Here is a 22,494-nt window from a genome sequence, read left to right as displayed (position 1 = left end):
AAAATTCGGCAGGATTCATTCTAGCGGCCAATATTCAGATGGTTCTTTCGTCGATCAGTAGAAACCGAGACTCAAATTTTTAGACATGCTCTAAGTAGCAAGGAGTCCAACGCCTGATCCAATCGGTCAACGAACATCACGTATGACTGCTGTAAATCATCCAGGCGATCACGCATTGCATTTCTGCAGGAAAAGAAGTCGGAAAAAACATACTTCTCAATGTTATTAATGACTTCCACCACAATCGTACTGAGGCTGCGCGCATTTCTAAATTGCTTTTCAATGTGCTTAAGCTCCTCCGGCAGTCCCACTTTGCTCTTACGAAGCACGACCAACATAATAGCAAATTCCCATACCTTATTCCATACAGTTACACTTTGCAGTTCTTTAATACCTACTTGAGTCAGGGTTTCTTCACTAAAATCAAGGCTCTCTACCAGGTCACGACTGGCATTCACTTCCTGAAGGTTATTTCGATCATCTTCATAGCTATTGAAATACAAGTAGGCTTTGTAGTGAATTAGAAGTGTTTTCCCACATCCTTTAGGACCTACCAGAAAAAAAAGACGGTTATCTGGGTCCGGGTCTAGAAAGTCGTCGATTATATCATCTCTATAGATGTAGGTACGGGAAAGCTCGCGGTTGGTTATACCCTGAGAGTCAAATCGCCAGGGTTTAATATATTTTTTGGTATCTCCTTGTGCCATTTACTCTAAGGGTTTGGGTCGCACACATTCTGAATATCCTACAATATATCATATTTAACTTAAAGTATACATTTCGTTAACCCCACGCCCCCGGCAAGTATGTAGACATGAGGGCCTGACAATCCCTTGACAGGCATACGGAAGATGGATATTAACCAGAATAATAAGGCGCTTCCGCAGGTGCAATGTTGGTTAATAAAAACAGCCTCTCTGCTCCCCAAAGACTTCTCCTTGCACCTGCGACCGCGCAAAAAGAGTCAAGTAGTCAAAGAGTAGCTATCGCGGTGGCAAGCTCGCTGTGCTTGCGGGGGAAACTATTTAATTCCCGCAACTGCCTGCCGCCGCGCTAAGCCGATCTTCTCGCTCGTCGTCAGGAACTCGCGCGCCTGGAAGCTGATGGAAAAAATGACTAGTTGATAGAAGAGGATGCCGTAGTTGGACTCGCCGAAGATGCCGAACTCCGTTAGTGAATTAATGATGATGGGGATGAGGATGCCGATGAGCATCAGCTTTTTTTCCTTAACGGCGGACAGGATTCCCCTCATCGTGAAGAGCATCTGAAAGAAGACGAGGGTGAGGCCCACGAAGCCCAGGTTCATAAGCACCTGCATGAAAGTGTTGTGGGTCATTTTACCGGGATAGGTGTGGGTAGACTGAAAGTATTCTTTGTAATCGATGCGCATAAAACCGAAACCGAGCAGTGGCTCACGGGGCAGGCCTTCGTTGATGAGGGCAGTCCAGAAAGGGAGGCGGCCGGTCATGCTCATTACCTCTTCGAGGCGGGAGCTGTCACCGTCTTTGAGGACGACTTTCCAAACAGCCACGGGGGTGATGAGCATCATGCCCACGAGGATGAGACCTTTGATTTGCCGGTGATCCGACTGCATGACGTGGAAGAAGATGATCAGCAGCGCCCCGATCAGAGAAGAGCGGGAGCCGGTAGCATAGAGGGCGTAGAAAATGATGAGTAGCTGGATGGCCGTCCAGACCATCCGGTGTGCATGGTAGAAGTTAAAAATGAGGCAGGCAACCCCTACCCCGGCGAGCATCCCCAGTTCGTTGGGGTTCATGATGTAGCCCCCCAGGCGAGCTTCTTCGCCGCCGTGGGTGAGGCGGTAGAAGACATCGGGCGCGGCCCACATACCAATCACGAAAATCAGGATGAGGTAGAAGACGGTATTGCCCAGTAACTGGTATAGCTTAATCTTATGACCGGGGAAATACTGGTCAATGAGTTGAATGGTTTTAATAAAGAAGTAGGCAAAAACGAAGCTCTGGCAGGTCATGAACCACTGCAGGCCACTTACGCCGACGTTAGTGCTCCATAAGAAAGAGGCGAAACCCAGGAGAAGGTAGGCGACGTAAAAGGTGACAGAAAGTACATTGTGCCCTTTCGCTGAGCCCGGAATGCCGTAGGCTCTCACCCGACGATACAGATAGATTGAGCCCAAAAGAACACCGTTCCTGCCGATGAGCTTGATGGCTCTGGTGATGAGGATGTTCTCACTCCAGGTAAAGAAGCAAGTCACCATAAGCAGGAGCAGGATAAAGAGGTACTTCTCTACCTGCTGCAAAAAAGGTTGATGAAGGGCTGGCTGGAGACTCATGCGTACAGTTGGTTGAATTGCTTTAAGACGTGCCCCCAGCTGAACTCGGTGGCCACCATTTTTGCGGCGTTATTGCTCATTTCGTCTAACCCGTATGGGTGCATACTGCGACATTGCTTCATGGCCTGGCCAAGCATAGCGATATTCTGGTTGGGAACAACGATTCCCGCCCGATGCTTTTTGACGTAGCCACCAACATTGGTAGCTTCCGTAACAATACATGGGACCCCAAAGGAGGCGGCTTCCAGTACCGCGCTGGGCAGGCCTTCATTACGGGAAGGATGAAGAAAAACGTTCATCTGCTGGAGGAGGGTATCCTTCTCTTCACCAAACTTTGCTCCCCAGAGGATGACGTTGCCGGTCAGGCCAAGCGCTTCGATTTTAGCGACGACGGCGGCGCGGCCAGCGCCGTCTCCCACCAGCCAGAGGCTGGTGTCCGGGTCGTTGCGGAAGTGTTTAGCGAAGGCCTCCAGCATCAGGTCGAGCCCCTTCGTGTGGTAGTCGAGGCGGCCGACAAAGCCGAATATGAAAGGTCCGCCCGTTTTTGGTCTGCGCCTGGCCCGTCTTCCGAACTCCATGCCATAGGGAATCAGGACGCTCCGGTTAGCCGGTAGAATGACCTGCAGGCTGGCCACCTCGCTGGCTCCGATGCAGTGGATAGCCTCTGCGTTTTGCAGCAGGAACTTTTCGAAGAGTTGGAAGTAGGCTTTTTTGGTCCACTTACTCTTTTCCATAGCGATGGTGTTGTAAGCACCGTGGCCGGTGATGACGTATTTCAGTCCGGCTTTCTTTATGGCTTTAGCAGCCTTGAAGAAAGGCGGAATCCAACCGCCGTGAAGGTGAAAGATCGTGGTCTTTGGGTTCCGTTTCTCAAGTGCCCGGAGGAAGTCATCATCCAGGCAAGCGAAGTGATCCGGAGTCAGGAACAAACGGGTTACGAAGTTTCTTTCTCCGTAATTAACGGTGAGTTCGCGGGTGAAGCCCCATACTTCAACGTTAATTCCTGCCTGTGCCTGGCGGGTAGCGAGTTGGTAAACAACCTTATTGACCCCATTCATACGATCAGGATTAGCCTTTCCCATTACCAGATGTATAATTTCCATACGTTGAATTGGTTTTTATTAAGCACCAGCAGCCAGGTGGCTTGCAGGATCAATTGGTTAATGATAAGACCGATGATGGCCCCCGAAACCCCGAAATGGGAAAGCAAAAACTGGTAGCTGACGAGGCTAAAGAGGAAGCTGACGAGGTAGGCCGTGAAGTAAGATTTATTGAGTTCCGTCACCCGGATGAGCAGGCGAATGGGATAGGCGACAATGATGATGGCGTATAAGACAACCATCCCGCGTAGTACGTAGGCGTAAGGGACGAAACTGGCATTGCCGGCAATACGGAGAACATCTTCCGCGAAGAGAAAGAGCAGGGACAGGCCGGCAAGTACACTTAGCTGGTAAATGCCCAGGGAGCTTTGAAAGGCCCGGTAGCAGTGCTGAAGAGAAATCTGGTAGGCGCGGCTAAGCTGCGGCAGCACATAATTTTCGATCGTCTGGAGTAAAATGTTCACCAGGCCAAGTAAGCTCTGCACGAAGCGGAGAACGCCAAGTGCCTCGACTCCAATCAGCAGGCCCGAAGCCATAACGTAGAGGTTGCCGGAAAACCACTGAACGACTGCTGCGTAAAGGAGCCATTGGCCTTCAACAATATGAACCTTCAGATATGCTTTTATTTCTTCTTTGGTTGGCAGGCTGAGCCCGGAAAAATAAGTAAGCGTAGCCACGGCCAACGCAGGGATATAGCCAAGAACCAAAAAATAAAGGTAGGTGGTCAGGCCTCCCGAGTACTGCCCCCAGAACGCTAGTAGAAAAAAGCCGACGGTGGAAACTGTATAAATCAGCCCAACAGACAATGCGGTTTTAACCTGGCCAGTCGCCAGAAAGTATTTCCGATAAAAATCGAAGCCTAAAAATGAGACCATATAGGCGGTAAAGGGCAAAAGGTAAACCTGGCCCGATTCTAAAAAATTAAAATCGGCCAGACTTACAACTAAACATATTATAGAGAAACAAAGAATGAGAGACAGCTTTAAGAAAAATAAAAAAAGACAATACGAAGGTTTTTTTCCAGCTTTAGCGATGTGAATCTGCATTGGCTGAACCACCAAAGCCTGACTCACTCCCAGCAAAAAATATATAACTAAAACAATAGAGGCATACAGACCATATTGCTCCAGGTCCAGCAATTTAACCAAGGCAATATTGATTAAAAAGCCCGTACCGCTGAACACAATTTGCTCCAGTAAAACCGGTAGTTTTTTGAGAATGGCTGCTGACATTACTGGCGGGTTATAAGTTTACGTACGTTTCTGATCATCCACCAACCTTCCCGCAGTAACGAGGGAGAGTACTTATGATTATTGAGCGCCAGATACAGGTTAGTTATCTCGTTTTTAGCTCTGATAACATTGAGCTCTTCGATGCGCTTGAGGTGTGTTTTGCGGGTATCCACTACGCATATATTCTGGTCAGCCAGCCCCATAAAAACGACGGATTCCGTGTTATCAGGCAGATTGAAATTATCGACCAATACCAGATCGTACCGGCTACAGAGCCCGTTATACCATTCCTTAAGTCTGGCGAAGGTGAAGCTGGTCAATTCCTCCTGACTAAGGAGAAGTGCCCGCCCCGCCGGGAGTGTATTGAAGTAAGCCTCGTCGAAAGTCAGCAGGATAAAATTCCGCTGTTCCTGTATAAAAACATTGAGCAATTGACGGAGATGAAAGCGAGAGCCGTGGTTGGTACCGAAAGCAGAGAACGCAACGGAGCTATGCGCCGGCAACATTCCCTTCATATCTAACTTGAAGACTTCGTTCTTAAAGAAAGACTGCGCCTGCTGATCAGATTTGAAATGAGGTGCACCGAAGAGGACGGGTATATCCGTATTTTTTTCTACTGAGTTCAGGTCATTAACCCGTGCCTTACTGGCGTTCACCAGAAAAATAAAGATGATGGCTCCGATCATTCCCAATAGTGTGGATACGATAATGATGATCGGGCGATTAGGAGAGACCGGTTTTTGCGGGATACTTGCCTTATGAATTACCCGGTGAAAAGCGTGCTTGGCCGCCTTGGCAATTTCTGCCTCAATTCGCTTCTCGTTAAGAAAGATATAGGACTGCTGATGAATCTGAAATTCACGATCAAGGATAGAAAGAATACGCTCTCGTTCCGGGAGTCCAATAAATACTTTTTCCGCCTCTTCAATGTTGGTATTCAGCTTAGCGTGCTTAGTTTCCAGATTTTTGCGGGTATTACTGATACTCTCGATGAAGTAATCAGTGTAGTACTTTATCTTTTTGTCAACGTTGACGACCAGCTCATGGTCTGCTTTGTAAATCAGTAGTAAATCCGCTTTCTCTAACTGAAGTTGCTTTATCTTTTTAATCATTTCCGTCGAAAGCAAATCCGTAAACGCTTCGAAGTTAGGTGCTAACTTCAGGAAGTCATCTTTGCCGCTGGATATGTAGTCATCGAGCTCCTGAATGGCTTCCAACGACATCTGAACATTCGTCTGCTGAATTTTCAGTTGCGAGATCTTACGAAGATCCGTTTCCGTTTCCTGCCGAATATTTATAATATTATTATCTACGCGGTAACCCTCAATTCTCATTTCTGCGCGGGAAAGATCCTGGTAGACCTTTGCTATCTGTTGATCCAGAAAATCAGAGGTGACATCAGCCGTTTTAAATTTTTCTTCGATGTAGTCACTGATATAAGTCTGGGCCAGGGCATCGGTGAGTATTGCCGCCTTTTCGGGCACATTACTCTTGTAAATGATTCTCAGAATGGCAACATCTTTGTCCACGGAGACAACATCAAGATTAGCTGCTACCTTTTCGATTAAACGGGAAGGGGAATAACGAACGAGTTTGTACTCCCCCTTCATTTCCAGGTTGGCCTTGATTGCCATTAAGCTGGTATTCTTTTCCAGCAGTAACGTGGCTGCGTTTCCCAGTTGCAGCGTGTCTCCGAAGGTTCCGGTAAATTCCGTTTCCAGCCCTGGCAGAGACACCGTATAGTTTAGCGTATCCTGCACTTTGATGGTCCAATCCTTATTGTAAAAGGAATCGTCAAGAATGTGCAACTGATGAAAGAAAGGCTTTTCCTTAAACAACTCTTTAGTGGTTAGCCGCCCTACTCTGCTCAATTCCTCCTCAAAGTCCAGGTCCATTAGCATTTTTTCCAGAAGGACCTGCGACTTCAGCACTTCAATCTCCATCGCAATCTTATTTGTGGAGGCAAAGACATCAAGGTCTTTGAACAGGTTATTTCCGGTTACTCCCTGATTCAAATCGGCCAGCTTGATCTTGGTAGTACTCTCATACATTGGGGTGGTGTAAGAGAGGTACTTTTTAGCGAAAAGGAAGCCAGCCACCATTGCCAGAACGATGATGGGAAGCCCGCGCAGATAGGGTCGGAGTATACTGAGTTGCTCATTCATGGTAGCTGCGTTAAAAAGCGCTCTTGAAGATGGCTGCAGAAGTAAGGGCCGAGGTAAAGGGGATGATCACTGAGATTCTGCGATCAAACTCCTTGTAACCACGGGAAGGAGCAATGACAATGTCTCCGGGGTAAAGCGGAATATTCTTAAAGCGGTAGTCCCCCTTCGTAGTGAGGTCAATGGTGAGAATGTGCGTATCTTCTCCTGACTGACGGAAGACTTTGATGTACTTTAGGTTAGCATACTGGTCAAAACCACCGACTTGTGCGATCATATCGAGGAGATAGTTCTTCTCCTTATCAACCGGTACCGTGGCGGGATCTCTGAATTCTCCTACCAGCGATATTTCCCGATTGAGCACCTTGACGTCCACAACGGGGTTTTTCAGTATCTGCCCCAAGGAGTCTTTGAGGTTAGCCTTCAGTTCAGGAATTGTCAGACCTTTTACCGGCATCATGCCGAAGCGAGGAACTTCAATGGTGCCTTCAGTATCGACCATCAGCCACTTACCGTACACTTCATTAGAGTTATAAATGCCATAAGTAGAGCCTACGCTGAGGTCATCATGCCCCCAAACGCTGATGCTGATTTTATCATCAACCCGAATGGTATATTCATAGTCTTCATTAAAGTAAATGCGGCTTTCTTCCTCGGTAAGAGTTTCTTTTGCAGTACGGGCATTTTTGGCAAACACATTCTGCGTATGGCAGGATTGCAGCAGCGTAAAGGCGGTGAGCAGGAAGAGTAGTGGTAAGTACTTCACGGTAGAATAGTTTTGAGGATTAGCTACGCGAAATCAGCTTTTGAAAAAGTGTTTTCGAGGTGGGCCGCAGCGCTTTCAGCCTGCTAAGGCGCTCTAATGCATCCATAATTCTGTCCGACTCGGTACCATCTTTGATGATGTAGTCAAAAGCTCCGTACTTAAGCGCGTTAACGGCCGTAGACATATCTTCCTGACCAGAGACCATTATGACTGCGGTATCAGGATTGGAGCGCTTGATCTTTTTCAAGACCTCGAAGCCGGTTACCTCTTCCATTTCGTGATCGAGTAAAACGACTTCAGGGTTTAGGTGGAGATTATCCAGGCACTCTACACCGCTAAAAAAGTGGTGAAGGTTACGGTAGCCAAGGTTGATAAGCTGCCTTTTGTAAAGCATCCCTACGAAAGGGTCATCATCTACGATGAAAGTGGTGGCATTATTAATACTGGTCATGTCGTATCGTTTGGCTCAAGTATTGCCAAATGAGTGCCAAAAAATCAAGCACCTGTAAACCACCTACTTATACATAAACATTATCACACTACCGTTCAAAAACCGGAAGTCTTTCCAATTATTGGAATTTCAAAACACCTGAAAACCGATCGAATTATCAGAATTACTCTTCCTTCCGCAGTTTTTCCAAAACGGCTGAAAGGGTTTCCGTCAAAAAGTAAACCTTCGAGGAAAGACCCTCTTCGTCTACGATTTCCTCCTTAGCAGAAAGCTCAATATCCCTGGCGACACCATCCAACTGTCTGATCCCCATGCTTTCAACACTGGGCTTAATCCGGTGAGCAACTTTTGCCACCGTGGTAAAATCATGATCTGCAAGCGCCTTCGTCATTTCCTCTAACGCAGGAGGAGTATGCTCCAGAAATATGCCAACCATATTTTTCACAAACTCTTCATCTCCTCTGCTTAATTCAATGAGCTGACTAAGGTCATAGCCATCATCAATGTTATTCGCTACGGATGTAGGAGGCGGTATATTCCATACCAGCTGTTTGGCAATAGTGCTAAAGAGTTCTTTCTCCTCGAATGGTTTAGTGACGTAGTCATTCATTCCGATACTGAGGTAAAGGTCAATATCCTTCTTGAAGGCATTGGCCGTGACGGCGATGATGGGCAGGTCAAGTTTTAGATCATTACGTATGATCTTGGTCGTTTCCACTCCATCCAGTTTGGGCATCTGAACGTCCATAAGAATAAGGTCGTACTTATTCTTCTTCAGAAGGTCAAGAGCCACTAAGCCGTTCTCTGCCTCGTCGGTAGTACAACCAAAGTGAGAGAGGCTTTTATTCGCGATAAAGCGGTTCATTACATTATCCTCCACCAGCAGAACGTGTGCTCCCTGCAGCAAATGCTCACTATCCTGTATTCTGTCTGACAGTTTATTGATATCTCCCTTAGAGAGCTCTACCATGATTTGGAATTGTGTTCCCACCCCCTTGGTGCTTTCCACCACAATATCCCCCCCCATCAGTTTTATGATCTCTTTAGTGATGGACATCCCCAGTCCGGTTCCCCCAAAGCGACGTGAAGTAGATTTTTCTGCCTGACTAAACTTAGAGAAGAGCTGATCCAGATAGTCCGGATCCATTCCGATCCCCGTATCCGATATGGCAATCCTGATTTTCTGGCTGTTCTCTTCTTCCCCTAAAACTTCGATATCAAGATGTACGGAGCCTTCTATCGTGAATTTGATCGCATTATCCAGAAGGTTGAGTAGTACCTGGCGAATCCGGGCACTGTCACCGATGAAGGCGGACCAAATGTTCTCACTCAACCGGGAAGTAAGCTTAATGCCTTTTTTCGATGCCTTGAAATGCAGAATACTGCTGATGTTAGCAATCAAGGCCTGCAGACTAAAATTGTGTTCATCCAGCTTCAACTCACCAGCCTCAATCTTAGATATATCGAGGATATTATTGACAATAGAGAGTAAGTGCCTGGCAGCCGTATCCGTGTGGCTGAGGTAAGTCTGTTGTTTAGGGGACAGTTCTTCGCGTGACAGTTCCCGGATCATACCAATAATGGCGTTCAGCGGTGTCCGGATTTCGTGGCTCATATTGGCCAGGAAAGCTTCCTTGGCAACGGAAGCCTCCTCTGCCCGGTTCTTGGCAATGGCCAATGCAGACTCCAGTTCTTTCTGTTTGGTAATATCCAGGTGAATGCCAACCGAGCCCACAAGGTCCCCCTCATCATTATAATTGGGCGCTCCGGAAATAAACCACCATCTGACTTCCCCTTTCTTATTCTTTACCGCAATCTCGTAGCTATCAGAAACCCCACGTGTCCGGAGTTGGTGCTTTTGCTGTAGAACAGACACTTCCTTCTCGCTCAGAAGGAACAGACTGGTTTTGTTACCAACAAGTTCTTCAACGGAATAGCCAGAAATCTCACAGAAGCTCTGATTAGCGAAAAGGATGGTCTCTTCCTTATCCACTTCCAGCAGACCGAGGTTCATATTGGTAATGATATTCCGGTACTTCTCTTCCTGAGCCTTTAAAAGGTTTTCTGACCTCTTCCGCGAAGAGATGTCTTTCATGAACCCACAGAAATAGTGCTTACCGTTCTGTTGGTAGGTAACGACTACCAGTTCGATGGGAAATTCTTCGCCTGCTTTATTAATTGCCGTAAGCTCAAGCTCCTTATTCAGAATACGGCTTTCTCCGGTATCCAGGTACCTGTTCATTCCGGTATCATGTGCAGATCTCATGTGGTCCGGGATGAACAGCTTAGTCATTGATTTCCCCATCGCCTCGGTCTGCGTCCAGCCCATCAGTTGTTCTGCACGCGGATTCCAATACTCTACGTTACCCTCATCATCCGAAATCACGATGGCGTCAAGAGAAGAGTTCATCACTAAACGATTCCGCTCTTCGCTTTCCTGCAGGCTCTCCTGATAATGTACCTTTTCCGTTACGTCAGTATACTTCCAAAAATGTCCCTTGTATACCTCATCAACGTAGATAGGAACAAAATCCCGCTCCAGGATTCTACCCTCTTTGGTTTCCACCATTTCGTTATAAACGGCCTTTCGGTTCTGCAGTAACGAATTAATTCCATTAACGAATTCCGCCGGGGCCTGAAACAGGTCCTTGCAGTGATTGGCCGATTCAGTACAATCTTTACCTACCAGCAGATCAGGATTGTCGCCCATGTTGAAAATCGAGCAGAACAACTTATTGGTAAACAAAATTTTCCGGTCCTCATTCTCTACAAGAATACCTGATTGCAGATTGGCCAGCAGGGTTTTGAAAATCGTAATGTTTCTGGACAACTCCTCTTCGGTAAGCTTATTTATCTTGACTTGTGCCTTGATTTTTTCCGACAAAGCCACCAGATTACCCATTTCGTCAACCGGTTGATCTGAGCCCAGCAAGCTGCTAATCGTTTCGTTCAATTGCTTGAGCGTTAACAAGCGCTGATCCGCCAACGTATTCAACTCATCATTAACTTCGGCAAACTCTTTTTCACTGATCGTAAAAGCATGTTCCATCAATTCCCGATCACGCTCAAAAGACTCGTAGGAATTGTTCACGCTTTCCAGAAACGCCCTGCAACTCTCCTGATCGACTAAGTCATCAGGAAGGTATTTCCTAATCTGTTTCTGAAGAAGCTTATGGTACATACTGCCTTAGGCTTTTTTGTTAGATGACTTCCTGCAAACAGGTGATCGTCATGGTCTGGTTGTGCAATTCGCACGATCCCCCTTTCCGCAAAGGAGATATCTCACCGTAAGAGTAGTAGCCTCCAATTACGGTATTTTTGCCGAAAATTTCGGCAACAGCCTCCACTTCTTCGTCTACTCTGCTTCCAAGGACGAGCTTACGGCCTACACAACTAATGAGCAGAGCCACTTCTGGTTCAATATCATCAAAGCCGGTAAGACTTGTATTCGCGGCAATACTGGCAGCATCGACTAACCGGTCAATGTTAGCTTTCATAAACCGGACTTTACTCCCCATCGGTACATCTCCCGCAAAGATCATACTCGACTTTTCGTTGTCAATAGACAGGATCGTTCTCACCAAATACTCTTCAGCGTCTTCTGTAAGAATAGCCAGGGGAAACAGTAAAGCGGACCCGGGCAGCTCTGAAGCGTACTTCCCAAGGTATTCTTTATAGGTGCTCAGGGCGTTTTTCCCGTTTATTTCAAAAAGCTCGTTAGCCGATGATTTAGTGATCGTTTTTTCCAACCCGAAAGGTTCCCAGCCGCCAAAGGAGCCATGCGCAACGCGAAGGCTTCCCCCATAAAAGCCAATGGCTAAAATCCGCCCCTGCCGTGGTGTTTCGTTAAGGCCCACCAGGGTATAATTAAAATCAGCCCCGTCACCCGCCAGGCCTCCGGTAATGGGCACCCGGTCGGGGATCACACTTTGGACTCCTTTGACCAGTTCACTGCCGTTAACCAGGCTACCGTCAGAGAGGATAAGAATATGCTGAAGGTCATCCGCCATCAGGTCCTTTACTACCTCCACTCCCGCTGCAAAGCTGTCAGAATAGTCACTTATGTTTACACTGCGGTTCTGAAGGCTCGTCCGTTCAAATGCCATCGTCAACAGCGTAATCCGGTCGTCGTACACTTCAGTCTCATGAATTTCTCCCGAAGAAGAAGAAAGAGCAATCGTTGCTTTCGGAAATTTTTCCCGGATAGCCTCATAAATACCAGGCTCCTCCAATGCAGATTTAAGGCCAAAGCCCAAAACCAGGCTGGCCGCCCCGTCAACCGGCATTGTCAGGTCTGAGGCAGACTTTAAAAGGTATTGATTTGCTTTCATTATTTATTATTCTCTGTCAAGTTCCCCGTTTTTGAGCATATTATAGATGGTAGATTTACCTACCCCGAGTTTTTCGGCCACCTGAACTACGTTGTTATTGTATTTCTCCAGATAATGCCGGACAATCTCCAGGGTATATTCCCGCAAAGTTTTCTCCCCGTACACAATGGCCGGCTCGCTGTTCAGACCGGAAAACCGAATATCCTCATCGCTGATTCCGTTGGTATCCGTCATTACGCAGGCCAGCTCAATGACTGCCTTCAGCTCCCGCACATTTCCGGGAAAATGATATTTCAGTAATTTCTCCTTGCCACTTCTATTGAGTTTCAGAGGGCCCGTCTTATTCTCCCTGGAATATTGCTTAATAAAGAATTCCGCCAGGAGCAGAACGTCCTCATCCCGGTCTTTAAGCGCCGGCAAGGCAATGGGTAGTCCCATAATACGGTAATAGAGATCCTCCCGGAATTTACCCTCCCGAACCTGAACCTCCAGGTCGCGATGCGTAGCCGTCAGTAAACGGGCCTTGAACTTGATAGTGTCCGTTCCTCCGACCCGGGTAAATTCTCTTTCCTGAATGGCGCGCAAAATTTTGCTCTGCAAAGACAAATCCATCTCCGCTATCTCATCAAGAAACAGCGTTCCTTCTTTGGCCTGTTCAAATTTTCCGGGTTTGCGGCCAATGGCTCCGGTAAAGGCTCCTTTTTCATGGCCGAACAGCTCACTTTCCAACAGGTTTTCGGGGATTGCAGCCATGTTAACCGCAACGAAAGGTTGCTTACTACGATCGCTGTTGTAATGAATTGCCTTAGCAATCACCTCTTTACCCGTTCCGGTTTCACCGGTAATGCTGACGTTGATGTTCGATTTAATGGCTTTCTTAAGAATAGCGTAAACCTTCTGCATCGCTTTACTGCTACCGATGATGCTATCAAAGCTGAATTTCTCTTCCAGCTGCACTTTGAGCGTTTCCACCTCCTGCTTGAGGTTGCTGTTTTCCCGGATATTGATAATGGACCGCCAGAGCAGCTCCTTCGTGTTATCATCCTTTACCAGATAATCGCGGGCGCCCTTTTTAAGCAGGTCCACCGCCGTCGTAATATCTTCCTGTCCACTGATGATAATGACCGGAATACTGCTGTTAACCGCATGGATTTTATTGAGCAGTACGCCCCCGTCCATATCCGGCAACCCATAATCAATGGAGACAACATCTGGTTTTTGGTACAGCTCCTGCAGACAAGCTTTACCACTGGTAAACAGCTCCACCTCATAGTCCGGGTTAAGACTAAGGTGATGCTTCAGCAGCCTCCCGTAGAAGGGGTCGTCTTCGACAATGAAAATTTTAAAGCTATCCAACACTTACCAAGTTTACCATAGGCAAGGTAAGAAGGTTAGCGGTGAGAGTTTACAATTGAGCAACATTTATTCGGCTCCTCGCCCGATCGCTGTGGGCCTAAACCCGAAAAGTAGTGTAGAAAAGCTCTTTTACCATTGCTCTGCGATGTTTTCAGGGGGATAACCATTATTAAAGTAAAAGGGCGCAGCCGCAGGTGCAGAGGATTGTCTAAAAGCAATCATTGCACCCGCGTCAGCGCCAAAAACATACCTATCATCAAAATCATTTTCCAAAAAGAACACTAATAAAATAAGACAACAAGCGTGACCTCTCTACCTACTGAGAGGCGCACCTTACCCTGCTCATCACTGAGCGGGAGTTTCTGTTTTTTCGTAAAAAAGGTGGTGGGTGGAGAGGTGACCAGCTCCGTGGTCCGTCAATACCTCTTCCCGATAATTCCGAAAGGAGGGAGTCACCGATCCTTTGTGGCTAATGGTGCAAGCCTTCTCCACCAGAGCCTGGTATTTCTGCGCAATAAGGCTCCACTTATAGCGCCGGTTAGCTACTTCTTTCATCCGCCTGCCGTTTTCCTGCAGCTGTCCTGGCGTGGTTCTCTCCAGCAGAGAAACCAGCTCATCGGCGTTATAGAAGTAGCTGGCTTTCCCCTCCGTAGTTGTCCGGTTATAACTGACGCCGAATGACAGGATGGGCAGGCCGAGATACATCGCTTCCACCAGGGAGGGGTTGGTTCCTCCGGCACTGTGGCCATGTACGTACACCGTGGCATTCCCCCGCAGCAGATCAATTTCCCGCTGATCATAAATGGGATCCAGCAACATCAGGTTTCTCTGACCGCTGTAAGTCGCCCGCAGTTTCGTACCGTACGCACTCTTGTCCCAGTTACCCACCAGAACCAATGGGTAACGGTCAAAGGAAGAAAAGGCCCGAAGCACCATTTCCAGATTATTCTCGGGCTCTATCCGGCACACCTTAAAAGCGTATGGCTTTGCCATAAAAGGATAGCGCTCTATATCCGCAGCCGTTGCCACTACCTTTTGGGTGTGGTCGGCTCCGTATTCAATGACGCTACTCAGGCTACCATACCGTTCTGCCGTGTAATCCTGAATGGATTCATTATCCGAAATATCACAGTGAGAATACTTTACGGCCATGCCCTCCGCCCAGTAGAGATACATCTTTGCCAGCCGCGACCATTTGTCCCGCTTCCATTCAATTCCGTCGATGGAAATGATGATCCGCTTCCGCGTGAAGAGCCTGACGAAGGGCAAAATCCAGGCTCCCGCAACGCCAAGGATGAGAAGAACGTCAGCATAAAACAATGCGTGAAGAATGGACCAGGTATCGTAAGGAATGCTCTGTATGCCGTTGGCTTGCAGGGGTAAATATTTCAGTCTTGCTCCCAGGTAACTATCCGGCCGGTTTTCCTCTGGATACTGCTTGCCCGAACAATAGACGGTCATGTCATATTGCTCATTCAGGTTCTCTACCAGGTGGCTGGTCAGCGTTTCAAAGCCGCCATACTGGGCCGGTAAGCCAACCGTCCCGATAATCGCTATTTTTCTTTTTTGGAGAGACATTTTGGACGCTGTATTAATTTGTTCGTGAGTAGTATCCCAAAGTTTGGGCCAGAAATACAAATCACTAAAAAACAGATACTAACAAATAATATAAATTGTAAATCATTCCACATTCTGGAATCCAACTCTACATTCGGGAGACGCTGGCCGTTCAATCAATTGCAGGTTTTGCGCCAGAAAGTGTGATTCGGAGAAAGTAGTGGCGTGCGCGGCAGCCGCCTCACTGATGCTTCGGTAGCGGTGAGGATCAGCCTTCAGTGCCCGGAGGGTGCTGACGATTGCAGGAGTGTCTTTGCCATTGAGGTGAAAGCCCGTCTGCCCGTCCATAACGATCTCTGCAATTCCCCCCACCGGTGGGACGATAACGGGCAGGCCGTAAATCATTGCTTCCAGGGCCGTTAGCCCAAAGGTTTCTTTCCACTCCTCCGGCCGGGAGAGATTCATCACTACGTCGGCTCTTTGGTAGAATGGATGTACGTCTCGCTGAGCGGGGTAAATCGTCAGGTTTTCCGGAAGCTTCCGCTCGCCGAAATAGGCCGCAATGTCCTGCTCAGCAGCGTTGGCTACGAGCTCAAATTGAAGCTCGGGGCAAGCCTCCGCAATCACAACGAATTCATCCACCCCCTTATACTTTTTCAGGGAGGCGAGCATCAAAACATTGCTCAGTTGCCCGTCTGCCCGCCGATGAGCCGCTGCCTTATTCCTGAACTCATCCTCAATAGCATTCCACAGTATGTGCCGGGGCTTATCAAGCGGTTCTTCGCTGGCTAAGAAGTCGGATACGTAGATGACCTCCGTTGCGCATGCCTTCACCCAGAAAAGGAGGAATTGCTTAAAAACCTTTGGGTTTATCGACGTCTCGTGAATGTGATAAATGACTCTCGCTCCTCTGATCCTCCCCGCAATCGCAGCTCCAAAAGGAAGAATGGTATTGATGTAGACCACATCTTCCCTCTTCACCCTGAACAACAAACTCCCCAAGGCAAACAACTGGGAGAACAGCAGGACCAGTAACCTCAGCGGAATGAATTGATGAAAACGGTAAAAATTGGAATGGTAGCGAATACCATCAATCCCGCTTAAGAAGCCTGGCGTTGAGTCGCTGGTGTAAAGATGCACCCGGTATTGATCCGCCCATCCTTTGAGGAGCTGCCCCAGCACTTTGGGGCTGCCGCTGTAATCATTAAGCAGGTGAAAGGCAAAGATTCTGGTCATGGCTTCAGAGGTTTGAGTAGATGGTTTGCAGGGCTTCACCGCGCCGGTCCCAGGCAAATTTTTCTTCAAAGGCTTTTCTGGCGGCAATGCGCATGGCAGCGTATTCCTTTTGGTTACGTTGGATACCCGCCAGGCCTTCGGCCAGGCGATCTACCGTACCATCATAGCTGTCGGCTTCCGCCACGAGCCCGTAAGCAGGCTCCACGAAGCGGCCGGGGCCGCAATTGTCAATAGTGAGTACGGGCAGGCCGAAGGACAGAGCCTCGGGCACCACCATGCCGGCACCTTCGTGAGAAGGGAACAGGAAAACGGAAGCCTTCTTCATGATGTCCATCAATTCGGATCGCGGAATCCAGTTAATCATATTGAGCCTGGAGCGGATGCCTAGTGAGTCGGCCAGCTCTAACAGACGCTCTTTTTCGGGGCCATCGCCCACAATGGTGAGGACGGCATTAAGCTGAGGGTTAGCCTCTGCAAAGCGGGCAAATGCCCGAAGGGTCAGATCAAAGCCCTTCATGTGGACCAGTCTGCCCGCACTCAGCACCTCGAAGGTGCTCTCTTTCCGTTCGGGCAACCAGCCGTAATCCTGCGAAGCTACGGAAGGAGAGATGTGGTATTTCTTCCCACTGAGGTCAAGTACTTCAGGCACGGAGTCATTCATGCACCAGATGTAGTCCGCCTTCGCTCTGGTGTTTTCCAGCGCGGTGCTCCAGTTCCAGAAGTAACGTTTGATGAGCCCCGTCAGCAGGCCTTTAGCTTTATCAGCCAGAGGCATGTTTTCCCGGAAGGGGGCGGGGATCGTGGGGTGATGACCAATCGGCCCCCAGACGAAGGGTTTGCCCAGCTGCCAGAGGTAGCTCGGGCTCCAGTCGTTGTGAAAATTAAGATGGTGGGCAATGTCAAAAGTCAGCCCCTGATCCCGCACGAAGCCAACTACTCCTTTTTGCCACAGCAAAAAGTAGAGCATAGACCCCCAAGTCCCTTTCTTCCACCAGCGTAAAGATTTGGGCAGATCATAGTAGACAAACTGAATATTTGCGTACAGCTCATCCGGGTTTTCCTCCATGAATTTCTCGATATGCTCCTGGTTATTCTCCCGGGTAATGGCAATGACCTTATGGAAGCGGGCAACCTGGCAAACATAGTTCCAGCCCATGGCGTCTTCGGAGCCCTTGTAGGGGTTCACGGCGTAAGTGGTAGCGAGAATGGTTTTCATGAGGCAACGGTTAAGGCAGGTTCGACGGATGGCTGTGGAGCAATGATCTCCTGCGGTTTCCGCACTTTGATCACCCGGGCCGGCACCCCGGCGAGGACACTGTAAGCGGGAAACGATTTAGTCACCACGGCGCCGGCTGAAATAACCGAATGAGCGCCAATACTGACACCGTCGAGCAGCGTGACCTTCGTTCCGATCCAGCAATCATTTCCCACCGAAATACCCTGTCGGTTCACGCCCTGATGGCGGATGGGCAGGTCAGTACGTTGAAAATGATGATTCTCGGGATGGCAACTGAAGTATTGCCCGATGATGCAATCATCACCAATCGTCAGTCCGCCGGCGCCGCCGAGGTAGGCGAATTCCCCCATCCCGACATTATCGCCGATGCGGATGCCAACGCCCGGATTGTCCAGCGTCGTACTCACCACCAGCTTGCTGTAATCACCAATGCTGACGTTGTCACCTAAAGTAATTCCCTCCCGGCCAAGTGCCCGTAAAGACACTTCCTTCCCCAGCTTTACAAAGCGGCCAAAGCTGATCTTATGGCTGTACCAAAAGGAAACGCCTTTTCCCAATAACAGGCCCTTCGGACGTTTGCCCAGCAGCAGCACCCGTAACCCTCTGAACATGGAGAAAGCGGTACGGCACAAAAAGAGGAAAACCATTCTGCCATCCACCTCTTCAGAAAAGGTAAAACCAGGGTTTCTCAGGCGGATAATCTGATTAATGAGCGCTTTCATCCTAAACGTTTTGCTTGAGTAGAGAAGTTCGAATGGCCTGCAGGCTGTCTTCCAGTACGACGTTTTCCAGATTGACGTACTGCCCGGAGGTGTTCTTTTTTTCGAAGCCTTCGAAAAGGTTACGATACTGTTTGGTGAGGGAGACAATGGTATCCCGGTCCAGCTCCTGTTTCCGGGCCAGAATCGTATCCGGGTCAGCGTACAGGAAGAAGTTGAGTGCCGGTTTTTGGAGTAAGCGGAAGCCCGCAGCCGTGACCCAGCCCGGCAGCTCGAGATTGGTCCGTCGTGGGTCAATGATGAAGTCGTAGTAATAGCGGTCATACACCACCACGTAGCCCCGCAGCACGTATCGGAAGTGGACGTACCACTGCCCAAGCAGATAGTCGAGGTAGTAGTAGCTAAACCTGAGCAGGGAAGAAACCAGGCTGGTATTATTCCCCGTACGGGGCAGACTGGCCATAGACTTTTCCTCCGCCCCTTTCTTTCCGTAGCGCCAGGCACTCAGGATGGGCAAAACCGACGGCCGGTGCCGCAGCACTTTTACGGGCCGGCGAAATTCCTTGTCGAGCATTGTCACTACCCGCTCAATGATGGTACTCTTTCCTGCCCCATCCACCCCGGAGAAAGTGATCAGAAAGCCCCGGTTGTAGACCATCGTCCGCAGCGTGTCCAGCAGATAAGCGGCCCGGTTGCCCAGCCCCTGGCTCCCTTTGTTTTCCGCCAGTGAGTTAGCCTCTCCCGGAAAAGTCTCTAAGTGCCCGAATTTGGCGGGCACCTCCGCCCCGTTCAGGCCGTAGAACAGCTCGACGTAGCGGCGGGTGTCTTGCGCAGAGACCACCCGAACACCGTAGCGGTTTTTGTCCGCTCGTTGAATCATCCGGCCGGCATCCATGAAAACAGTCGCTTTGCGCTTCAGCTTCCAGATCAGGTCAACGCTGAGGATCTGCCCGTCTTGCAGGACCAGCAGCAGGGAGGTCATGAAAGACTTCCGCACCACCTTCGCCCGGGCCAGGAGCGGGTAGCGCTCCAGCAGATCAACCAGCTGACGGGCATCTTCCCGGCTGAGCAGAATATCCAGATCGCTACCTGGCGGCAAAGCCAGCGGATCTTCGTGCTCCATTTTCAGTACTGCGTAGTCGCGGTTTTTCAGGCCATCAAAGAGGCGGGAGAGGAGTGCTCTGCGCTGATCTTCCGGATCAAGCAGTGAGACGAGTGCATCCGACCATACGTCCAGTTGCCAGTAAATCTGTTGGTGCCAATCCTGCTGTTGCTGGTACAGCGACAGATAGTAAGAGATGTGATACATCAGGTAAAGATGCAGATAACGGTCAACGTCTGCCTCCGCATTACCGAACAGAGCGGAGCGGGTCTCTTCCGTGAGTACCTCCTGCATTCCGCGATAGATCTGCTGCCAGCTTTTTCGCTCCACCATAATCCCGTTCTGGAGGTGAAAGTGGAAGAAGTCAAAGCCCAGGGGCATTTCCGTCTGGCCCAGTTCCCAGTCGATGATCGCCAGCTGATCGTCATTGGTTCGCAGGGTGTTCCAGGGGGTAAAATCACCGTGGGCCAATCCGTAGCTGACGGCTGCTGTCCGGTCTTCCTGCACAACCATCTTGAGTAGATCAGTAATGAGTCCGACGGGGATATCAGCGTGCGGCTCGTTTTTTAACTGATTGATTCTTTCGTGGATTCGGTCCCACTCCCGCCAATCGCTCAGCAAACCATTATGAGCCTTCACGCGGCGCAGTTGCCACAGGGCCGTGGCGTGCTGTTGCGTAAAGCGGCTCCAGGTACCCTGGCTGGGGATTTTTTCCATCACCAGCTCCTCGTCCTTATAGCGGATAAGCTTTGGCACCCGAAAAGAAAATCGTTGCTCATTAGCTTGTAAATCCCGCAACAAGAACGCTTCGTTACGGAGGTTAGGAATGGCCATTTTACCAACGGCCACTTTGGCAATCTCCCCTTTCTTATTGATGATCACCAGCTTCCGGTTCGGGCCGGGAGTTCCGGTAAAAACAGCCCAACCATCTTCCTTCCTGGTGAAATCTGCCTTTAGCGGGATGGACGAGAAAACCAGCTGTTGCAACCTAAGCAGGAAAATCAGCCGAATAACGATCACGTAGATATGCTGCTTCCAGCTAATGGGCTGAAAGAACTGAAGGAAGGTCGGCCGCTTACTGTCCGCAGGCCATATCCAGCGGGGGTGCCCGTCAACACCGGGGATGTACAGGCCGTGCCCCTCCTCCGTCGTGGCTTCCCGTTCATTGCTTATTGATACTGTGCTCATCTTGCTTGCGATTATGCCTTTGGAGAGAGCAAGAATCGAGCAAAAAACACTAAAACTTAATTATCAAATATTTACACATTCACAACATTAACAATCGTTCCAAAAAATGGAAATATTTTTTCATACTGGAAAGAAAGCGGAGGGAGCTTGGGCGCGGCCGCAGGTGCAGTGGAGGCTAAAAAAGCAGGGTATAAAAATCAATCGTTCTTTTTTCATCCCCTTTAATTAGCAACAGGCCCCGAGGGTCGCCTCTCGTGGCGGCGGGGGAACCCCCATCGTTTTCGTTATCCCCCCGCCACCTTCCCCACCAACAAGCCCAAAAACAGCAATAAACAGATTACCAGCAGCGCGTTCGTCCCCCAGCCGTTTTTCAGCTTGCCCACCCAGGCGGCTTTGTTGTTCATATAAAGAACGAGAGCGGCCAGAAAGGGCATGAAAAAGGCACCGGAGATGGCGTAAGCGAGGGCGATCCAGATAGGTTTGCCGAAGGCAGCGATGAGGATGGGCGGGCCGGCCAGGTAGGCCAGAAACCACCAGTAGGCGGGGGAATGTGTCAGGGCAGAATCCGGGCTTTCCTGACCGCTGATCCGTTGCCGGTACTGCCGCAAAAAATCCGCAAACAAATAAGGCACCCCATTCCACACCCCGACCATCGAGGTAAAAACCGCCGCCCAGAAGCCCAGCAAAAAAGCCCAGCGTCCGAAGGCGCCAAGGATACTTTCAAGTTCGTTCGCAATGGCCACAACCATTTTATAGCCCTTCATCTCTCCGGGGGCTACGCCGGCGGCGATTATCATGACGGCCATCCCGAAAACAGCGGTCAACGCATAAGCTACGCCCAGGTCCTGACGGACTTCCTTCAGGGAGGCGGCTTCTCCCGCTTGTTTTTCCCGCAGCCAGTAGGAGTAGCAAAGAATGGTCACCGTCCCCCCTACCCCGCCCACCAGGCCGGCGACGAATTGGAGGGAGGCCAGGTCCGTCCCCATACGCGGCAACAGGCTCGACCTTATCATCTCCGGCCAACTGGGACATACCATCAGGGCACTCGCCACCATCACGATAAACATGAGCCCGATGAAGGCCTTCATCAGATTTTCCACTAAGCGGAAACCGCCCTGATAAATCATCCCTGCCACCAGCACCGACTGCAAGCCGCCCCAAATAGCGACGCCGCCGGCCTCACTTACGGCTAAGGGGAATATGGTGTTGGCCACCAGCCCGTTGAAAGTAATCAGTGTGCCCGCCACCAAAAAGGCCCAGAACACGAGATAAACACCGAAGTAGATCGAGACCACCTTCGGCAAACGCTGCACCCAACCCTGCAGGAAGGTCGTACCGGTGGCGACGTCCCATTTCGCCAGGCCAAGGTTAAGTACGTACTTCAGAACGGCGCCCAACACAATGGCCCAGAGCAAAAGCATTCCGTACTCCCCGCCAGCAATGCCCGCCAGCACAATGTCGCCAGCCCCGACGCCAGTGGCGGCGACGAGGATGCCGACGGAGAGACGATTGCTAAGGCGGGAAAAGAGGTTGGGCATGAGGGTAATATCGGGAGAAAGGGGGCAAAGACCGCAACCACCTCTCTTCGCGTCTATAAAAGATTGCAGATTCCAGTGGGGTTTTGCTGCCGTAGACGTCTCTCCCCCAGGGCTAACGCATACTCGAAGCCGGACCCTCACCGCGAAGCAGCCCCGAAGGGAAAGGAACATTTTATCCTTCGCTACGCTACGGAAAATGCACACT

At 49.6% G+C, this 22,494-nt stretch carries 16 protein-coding genes; all 16 read right to left on the bottom strand.

Annotated features, from left to right (window positions below; genetic code table 11):
• Positions 1 to 71: 71 nt before the first annotated feature.
• Positions 72 to 707, bottom strand: a complete 636-nt coding sequence (locus tag BM123_RS20330) for a hypothetical protein (protein ID WP_090172360.1) — start codon at positions 705 to 707, stop codon at positions 72 to 74.
• A 314-nt stretch (positions 708 to 1,021) separates the two neighbouring features.
• Positions 1,022 to 2,314, bottom strand: a complete 1,293-nt coding sequence (locus BM123_RS20325) for an O-antigen ligase family protein (RefSeq protein ID WP_090172359.1) — start codon at positions 2,312 to 2,314, stop codon at positions 1,022 to 1,024.
• Positions 2,311 to 3,417, bottom strand: a complete 1,107-nt coding sequence (locus BM123_RS20320) for a glycosyltransferase family 4 protein (protein WP_090172357.1) — start codon at positions 3,415 to 3,417, stop codon at positions 2,311 to 2,313. The genes BM123_RS20325 and BM123_RS20320 overlap by 4 nt, the downstream gene beginning before the upstream one ends.
• Positions 3,396 to 4,289, bottom strand: a complete 894-nt coding sequence (locus BM123_RS20315; RefSeq protein ID WP_139211996.1) for a lipopolysaccharide biosynthesis protein — start codon at positions 4,287 to 4,289, stop codon at positions 3,396 to 3,398. The genes BM123_RS20320 and BM123_RS20315 overlap by 22 nt, the downstream gene beginning before the upstream one ends.
• A 356-nt stretch (positions 4,290 to 4,645) precedes the next feature.
• Entirely contained in the window at positions 4,646 to 6,811 is a 2,166-nt protein-coding gene (locus BM123_RS20310; protein WP_090172353.1) for an exopolysaccharide transport family protein, read from the bottom strand.
• Between the two features lie 10 nt (positions 6,812 to 6,821).
• Positions 6,822 to 7,574: a polysaccharide biosynthesis/export family protein gene (locus tag BM123_RS20305; RefSeq protein ID WP_090172351.1), complete on the bottom strand. Its 753-nt coding sequence runs from the start codon at positions 7,572 to 7,574 to the stop codon at positions 6,822 to 6,824.
• A 19-nt stretch (positions 7,575 to 7,593) separates the two neighbouring features.
• On the bottom strand, positions 7,594 to 8,025 hold the full coding sequence (locus BM123_RS20300) for a response regulator (RefSeq protein ID WP_090172349.1): 432 nt from the start codon (positions 8,023 to 8,025) through the stop codon (positions 7,594 to 7,596).
• 163 nt (positions 8,026 to 8,188) lie between these two features.
• Complete coding sequence (locus BM123_RS20295) at positions 8,189 to 11,206, bottom strand: PAS domain-containing hybrid sensor histidine kinase/response regulator (protein WP_090172347.1); 3,018 nt, start codon at positions 11,204 to 11,206, stop codon at positions 8,189 to 8,191.
• 19 nt (positions 11,207 to 11,225) lie between these two features.
• Complete coding sequence (locus BM123_RS20290; RefSeq protein WP_217642198.1) at positions 11,226 to 12,356, bottom strand: FIST signal transduction protein; 1,131 nt, start codon at positions 12,354 to 12,356, stop codon at positions 11,226 to 11,228.
• Positions 12,357 to 12,362: 6 nt separating this feature from the next.
• Complete coding sequence (locus BM123_RS20285; protein WP_090172345.1) at positions 12,363 to 13,715, bottom strand: sigma-54-dependent transcriptional regulator; 1,353 nt, start codon at positions 13,713 to 13,715, stop codon at positions 12,363 to 12,365.
• Between the two features lie 342 nt (positions 13,716 to 14,057).
• Positions 14,058 to 15,290, bottom strand: a complete 1,233-nt coding sequence (locus BM123_RS20280; RefSeq protein ID WP_090172342.1) for a DUF1972 domain-containing protein — start codon at positions 15,288 to 15,290, stop codon at positions 14,058 to 14,060.
• Positions 15,291 to 15,392: 102 nt separating this feature from the next.
• Positions 15,393 to 16,505 (bottom strand): glycosyltransferase family 4 protein, encoded by a 1,113-nt coding sequence (locus BM123_RS20275; RefSeq protein WP_090172340.1) that lies wholly within the window; start codon positions 16,503 to 16,505, stop codon positions 15,393 to 15,395.
• A 4-nt stretch (positions 16,506 to 16,509) separates the two neighbouring features.
• A complete protein-coding gene (locus BM123_RS20270; protein ID WP_090172338.1) occupies positions 16,510 to 17,721 on the bottom strand; it encodes a glycosyltransferase in 1,212 nt (403 codons plus the stop codon).
• The gene (locus tag BM123_RS20265) at positions 17,718 to 18,464 is read right to left on the bottom strand and encodes an acyltransferase (protein WP_090172336.1); all 747 of its coding nucleotides are present in this window, start codon (positions 18,462 to 18,464) and stop codon (positions 17,718 to 17,720) included. The genes BM123_RS20270 and BM123_RS20265 overlap by 4 nt, the downstream gene beginning before the upstream one ends.
• A gap of 1 nt (position 18,465) precedes the next feature.
• Positions 18,466 to 20,751 (bottom strand): phosphotransferase family protein, encoded by a 2,286-nt coding sequence (locus tag BM123_RS20260; protein ID WP_090172334.1) that lies wholly within the window; start codon positions 20,749 to 20,751, stop codon positions 18,466 to 18,468.
• Positions 20,752 to 21,035: 284 nt separating this feature from the next.
• Entirely contained in the window at positions 21,036 to 22,289 is a 1,254-nt protein-coding gene (locus BM123_RS20255; protein WP_175489486.1) for an Nramp family divalent metal transporter, read from the bottom strand.
• Between the last annotated feature and the right edge of the window lie 205 nt (positions 22,290 to 22,494).

Source organism: Neolewinella agarilytica, from assembly GCF_900110645.1.
GTDB lineage: Bacteria > Bacteroidota > Bacteroidia > Chitinophagales > Saprospiraceae > Neolewinella > Neolewinella agarilytica.
The sequence above is the reverse complement of the archived record's forward strand: the minus strand, read 5'-3'. Positions and strand labels throughout refer to the sequence as shown.